Genomic DNA, 1,686 nt, shown 5'->3' with positions numbered 1-1,686 from the left:
TCAGGCGCCCGGCCTGGATCCACGGGCTGTCCGGGCTTTCAGGCTCGCTCATGGCTGCAGGTCCTTCGGCCCATCCACCAGTGCGCGAAACGGCGCGGCGTCGGTGCGCAGGATGATCTTGGTCCCCGGCGTGACCACCGTGCCCAAGGTATCCAGCGAGCGCAGCAGGTTGTACAGCTGCGGATTGCCAGCGTAGGCGCGGCCATAAATCTGCGCAGCTTCAACCCGCGACTGCGCTTCGATGTCGGCGGCTTTCACGGTGGCATCGGCCTGCATGATGCGCGCATCTCGCTCGGCAGCGGAGCGGATCTGCGCCGCTTCGCGCTTGCCCACGGCGGTGCGTTCGGTGGCGATGGTTTCACGCTCGGCGCGCATGCGGTCAACCGTGGCGGTGAGGGTCACCGATGGCAACGTCAAGCGCTCGATACCGACCTGCGCCACGCGCACACCATAGGTGGTGAGCAATTGTTGATCAATCTGCTGGCGCAACTGCGCTTCAAAATCAGCAATGCGCACTTGGCTGGCGTCGGTATTGATCAAGCTGGAGAGGTCAAAACTGGCCGCCGTGGTTTCCAACGCCGAGCCGACGAAGGTACGAATCTGCCGCGCCGCCTCATCCGGCTGGTTCTGCACCGCACGCATAAAACGCTGCACGTTGTCGGCATCGCCCTGCACCTGCCACGCCACATAGGCCTGCACAATAATCCGCAAGCCATCGCGGGTGCCCACATCCTGCAAGCCGCTGGACGTAGTGCGCAGGCGCAGGTCCACCGGGATCGCTGCTTCGAACGGTGCCGGCCAGCGCCAGCCCAGGCCCGGCTCCAGCAGCACGCGCGCAGGGTTGCCGAAGCGGGTAATCACCGTGGCCTCGCCGGAACGCACTTGCACCAGGCTCGCCGCTGCCACGGCAAACAGCACCAGCAACACCGCCCACGCCATGCGCCGCCAGGGAAAAGGCCCGGTCGCCTGCTCATCGCCGTGATGGTGATGGTGGTGGCCGTGATGGTGGTGATGACCGTGATCATGATCGTGGGAATGAGCGCTCAACAGACGAACTCCTTATTGAACGGCTTTGCGCGGCGCCGACGGGTCGGCGGGCAAGGTAAAAGAACGTAGATCGATCGTCGGCGCACTGTCGGCACCCAAACGATGATCCAGAATAAGCAGCTTGGCCTGGGCCAGGCCCTGGCTCAGTTGGCCCAGGTACTGTTCCAGCACGAAGGCTTGGCCCGCAGCGGCGTAGGCTTTTTGTTCGGCGGCAAAGCGCAGGTTCGCTGCTTGGGCGCCGGCATTCACTTCGCGGGCACTGGCCTGGGCCTGATCGCGGGCGGTACTGGCTTGAAGCAGCGCCTGGTTGGTCTGTTCGCTGGCGGCACCGCGTTCACGGGCGATCAAAGCCTGGGCGCCGATCTGCGCGGCTTGCACACCGTGGTAAGCGTTGGCGGCACCGGCCGGCGGGTGGATCGCCTCGACCACCGTGGCAAGAATTTCCACGCCGCTGTCGAGGGTTTGCAGGTCGGCTTGCACGCTGCGACCAATCTCGTCGGCGAGGCTGGTGCGCTCCTCCCCGAGCAATTCATCCAGGGTGCGCGAGGCAAAATCGTGCACCAGGATGCGGCTGGCGGTGCTGCGGATCAGGGTCGGGATATCCGCGCTGTTGTAGGTGGCGGCAAGCGCGGCCTGATC

The 1,686-nt window shown here is 65.1% G+C and carries 2 protein-coding genes; both read right to left on the bottom strand.

Annotated features, from left to right (window positions below; all coding sequences use genetic code 11):
• Positions 1–48: 48 nt before the first annotated feature.
• Positions 49–1,050, bottom strand: a complete 1,002-nt coding sequence (gene hflC, locus BKD70_RS23645; protein WP_161793234.1) for a protease modulator HflC — start codon at positions 1,048–1,050, stop codon at positions 49–51.
• 9 nt (positions 1,051–1,059) lie between these two features.
• Positions 1,060–1,686 (bottom strand): SPFH domain-containing protein (locus BKD70_RS23640; protein WP_256543288.1); only part of this gene is annotated, 627 nt, incomplete at its 5' end.

The sequence above is a fragment of the Pseudomonas sp. BS-2016 genome (assembly GCF_001806145.1).
GTDB classification, from domain to species: domain Bacteria; phylum Pseudomonadota; class Gammaproteobacteria; order Pseudomonadales; family Pseudomonadaceae; genus Aquipseudomonas; species Aquipseudomonas lundensis.
Note: the sequence above shows the minus strand (reverse complement) of the source record. Positions and strands in the feature narration are given on the sequence as shown.